The organism is Paractinoplanes rhizophilus (assembly GCF_042664765.1).
Taxonomy (GTDB): domain Bacteria; phylum Actinomycetota; class Actinomycetes; order Mycobacteriales; family Micromonosporaceae; genus Actinoplanes; species Actinoplanes rhizophilus.
The window spans coordinates 1-3406 of the sequence record NZ_JBHTBJ010000092.1; the positions used below are offsets into that span (position 1 = coordinate 1).

The 3406-nt window shown below is 66.3% G+C and carries 3 protein-coding genes and 1 pseudogene; 3 read left to right on the forward strand and 1 reads right to left on the reverse strand.

Going from position 1 to position 3406, the window contains the following annotated elements; all coding sequences use genetic code 11:
• The first annotated feature begins 168 nt into the window (after positions 1-168).
• Positions 169-732 carry a GNAT family N-acetyltransferase gene (locus ACFQS1_RS40210; RefSeq protein WP_378978287.1) on the forward strand — a complete coding sequence of 188 codons (564 nt, stop codon included), beginning with the start codon at positions 169-171 and terminating at the stop codon, positions 730-732.
• A gap of 142 nt (positions 733-874) precedes the next feature.
• Here the strand turns inward: ACFQS1_RS40210 and ACFQS1_RS40215 are convergent.
• A pseudogene (locus ACFQS1_RS40215) lies at positions 875-982 on the reverse strand (transposase); the annotation flags it as partial.
• Positions 983-1328: 346 nt separating this feature from the next.
• Between ACFQS1_RS40215 and ACFQS1_RS40220 the strand changes: the two are divergent.
• The gene (locus tag ACFQS1_RS40220) at positions 1329-2048 is read left to right on the forward strand and encodes a polyamine aminopropyltransferase (protein ID WP_378978289.1); all 720 of its coding nucleotides are present in this window, start codon (positions 1329-1331) and stop codon (positions 2046-2048) included.
• A gap of 345 nt (positions 2049-2393) precedes the next feature.
• Positions 2394-2843, forward strand: coding sequence for a hypothetical protein (locus ACFQS1_RS40225; RefSeq protein WP_378978291.1), 450 nt, complete (start codon positions 2394-2396; stop codon positions 2841-2843).
• Positions 2844-3406: the final 563 nt, after the last annotated feature.

Sequence of the window (3406 nt, forward strand, 5' to 3'; positions counted from 1 at the left end):
GCCATCGGCACTTTGCGCCTCGCCGGCGTCACCAACATCGCCGCCGCCAACCGGTACCACGCCCGCGACAGCGCCCGCCCACTCGCCCTGCTCGGGATCATCTGACGACTTTGCCGGGGCCCTGGGTTCAAATCCCACCCCTGCGACGAAAACGCATAGCCTGACGTCATGGTGTACGAGGTCAAAGCTCTCGACCTGTCGACCTGGGACGCGTTCGCCGCCCTGGTGGAGCGGAACAACGGCGTCTTCGGCGGGTGCTGGTGTGTGGGGTTCCACGGCGAGCTGTCGCGGACCGACGCGGACGTCAACCGGGCCACCAAGGAGCGGCGCGTGCGGGAGGGGACGACCCACGCCGCGCTCGTCTTCGACGGGGACGACTGCGTGGGCTGGTGCCAGTTCGGCCCGCCGCAGGAGCTGCCCGCGATCAAAAGTCGGGTGGCGTACGAGAAGGGCCGTACCGGCGACCTCCCCGACTGGCGGATCGCCTGCTGCTACGTGGGCAAGGGCCACCGGCGCCAGGGCGTGGCCACCGCCGCGCTGGCGGGCGCGCTCGACCTGATCGCCGGGCTGGGCGGCGGCACCGTCGAGGGTTACCCCGAGGGCGCCGACACCGTCCCGGCCGGCTTCCTGTATCACGGCGCCCTGTCGACGTACGAGAAGCTCGGTTTCGTCAAGGAGCGCCCGATCGGAAAGCATCGCTGGGTCGTGAGCAGGGTCGTCGAACCCGCCTGACGTCATCACTGTTTCTCCGCATTTGCCCTATCGTGCGTGACGATGATCCTGCTCGCGCACACCGAGGCCACCAGCGCGCTGTTCCGGCCGATCAAATGCTTGCCGTTCCCGCCGCTCGTCCGTTGCCGCCCTGGCCGCCGATAGCGACCACGCTGACCAGGGCGGCCTCGGCCCGATTACGCCGCTCGAGGAGCCAGTCCGGGAAGTACGAACCCGGCCGCAACTTGGGGATCGCCACGTCGATCGTTCCCCGACCAGGAGCCGCCGGTCAGCGACGGCCCGCGGCCAGGGCGACGAGGAACTGGCCGCCGCCCCCTCAACGCTCGCGGTCACCGGCAGTCCGGGCACCAGCCGGGAGAACCGGTCGACCAGCCAGTCCGCCGCCTGCCGGGCGTCCGTCCTGCTCGGACAACGGGCGACCAGTTCCCGGCCGCCCTTGCGTTCGAGGCGCTCGGCAAAGTCGCTCACTACATCACCCGCAAACGCCCCTCCAGGCCGCAGGCATTGAGGTCAGGTCTAGGGTCGGCTGTGTCGCGTTCCTGAGCATCTGGCCACTCCCGCCGGCGCGATCCACAGCGCGCCGAAAGGACACCCCGATGCACTCGCGGTTCGCCGAACTCGACTGGGCCCGCACCCGCATCGGCGAGATCAGCCTGCGACGCCGCCTTGAACCGACCACCAACACCGAGGTGTACGAGGTCAAACTCGGCGACGAATATCTGATGTCCAGCCTGTTCACGGTCGCCGAGCAGGAACTGGCCCGGCTCACCCTGGCGGCCCTGCCGAACGGACCGCTGGACGTCGTCGTCGGGGGACTCGGCCTCGGCTACACCGCCCGCACCGCCCTCGCCGACGACCGGGTCCGGTACCTGATCGTGGTCGAGGCGCTGGCGCCGGTGATCGACTGGCATCGCCGTGAACTGCTCCCGCAGGCACGTACTCTCGCCGGCGATCCCCGCACCACCTTGGTGGAAGGCGACTTCTTCGCCCTGCTGCGCGACGGCACCGGTTTCGACCCAGCCGCCCCGGACCGCCGCTTCGACGCCATCCTGGTCGACATCGACCACTCGCCCGTCCACGTCCTGGACCCCACCCACGCCGACCTCTACACCACCACCGGACTACGCCGGCTCGGCAGCCGCCTGCACCCGGGCGGGGCGTTCGGGCTGTGGTCCGACGACGCACCCGACGAAGCATTCCTCACCATCTTGCGGCAGTGTTTCGTCACCGCCACCGCCCACGTGGTGACCTTCGCCAACCCGCTGACCGGGGGCAGCTCCGCCAACACTGTCTACGTCGCCACCACCGCCGGCTGACCCAGACAAGCACGGCCTGCCGGGCCGATCACCACGACAAGCCGCCCCAGCCGGACAACGCCACGACCAGCGAACTCCACGACTCACGACCGGGCACCCGGCCCACCACCAGCCTCGCGGAACCGAATCTGATGGTCGAGCAGCGGCGCATCGCCAATTGCTACCGGCACAACGGTCGATCACACATCGATCACCTCGGCCGCCGACCAGGCGCCTGCCTGAGCAGGCGAGCACAGAGATCGGCTACTCCGTACGGCCTTGACGGTGCATTCATCTGCCGATGATAATGCACTGGCCGTGAGTAGCTTGTCGGGCGGTGTTGCGCGCGACTGGAACCATGGCTAGATGGGAATTTGGCAATCACTATTGCTGACTGGGGCCGGGGCTGTCATTGCTGGTATGGCGACATGGCTGGGCACGCGCCTTCAGTTCAGGGAAGCTGCCCGAATTCGTGAGGAGCAATATCGGCGCGAGGATCAATACCGTCTCCATCAGGCAAGAGTGGGGGCATACTCTAGTCTGTACAGCGCCGCAGGGAAGATGCGCGCGGCGCTGACGTGGGAAGATGCGCCTTCCGAGGCGAGGCGGCAAGCTCGCAATTCGTATTGGCAGGAAACAGCAAAGGTTTCGTTAATAGGAAATGATGACGTCCGAGCTTCGGCGAAAGCCGTATTAGCGTACGTCGATGCTATCCTCGGCGGCAGCGAGCAGTTCGATTCAACGCGATTTGGCGATTTGGTGCGGCGCCTGGAGGCTGACGCTCGCCTCAGCCTGGTTGGGTCAGACGACTCGTAGGATGTCGCTTCGTCGCGTTAACTGATCTGCCACTGATGATGCGAGCCGACGAAGCGCGCGGCGTCACGCTTGGGAGCTAGCTTAGGCTGGCTGACACTACCGGTCCTCCGAAGCGACTGTCGTCTGGCCCAGTATCTCTTCATTGCCTGCGCCACCGACCGGCCTCGCCCAAGATGGTGGTATGGCAACATTTCCCGTGGGAGGTCGGTCCCTGAAGCCGGCGACCTACCGCCGCGTCTCCGAGAACGGACGTCGTGGCGACGCATGCCTGGTCGTGTGCACTAACGGCGACAACTGGTACCAACGGTCCGACAACAAGAAGGTCAATCCAGCAAAGAAATCGGACGTCGACTACATTTTTAAGAAGGAGCCACCGGGAACGTCAACGGTGGCGGAGCCACCGCCCTACTGAGCCATTGGACAACGCGATCCATCCCACTGAGCTGATCTCAACGACTTTCCGGTAGGTATTTGTATTCGAAATGGGTGAGGTGCAGCGCTGCGGCGAGGATGTCGCTGGTCCGGCGCGGGCTCGCGGTGGTGTGCCGCAGCGTTTTCCACCG

Excerpts from the sequence above, each read along its gene's own strand:
- ACFQS1_RS40220 (WP_378978289.1), top strand. The coding sequence starts at position 1,329 with ATGCACTCGCGGTTCGCCGAACTCGACTGGGCCCGCACCCGCATCGGC.
- ACFQS1_RS40225 (WP_378978291.1), top strand. The coding sequence starts at position 2,394 with ATGGGAATTTGGCAATCACTATTGCTGACTGGGGCCGGGGCTGTCATT.
- ACFQS1_RS40210 (WP_378978287.1), top strand. The coding sequence starts at position 169 with ATGGTGTACGAGGTCAAAGCTCTCGACCTGTCGACCTGGGACGCGTTC.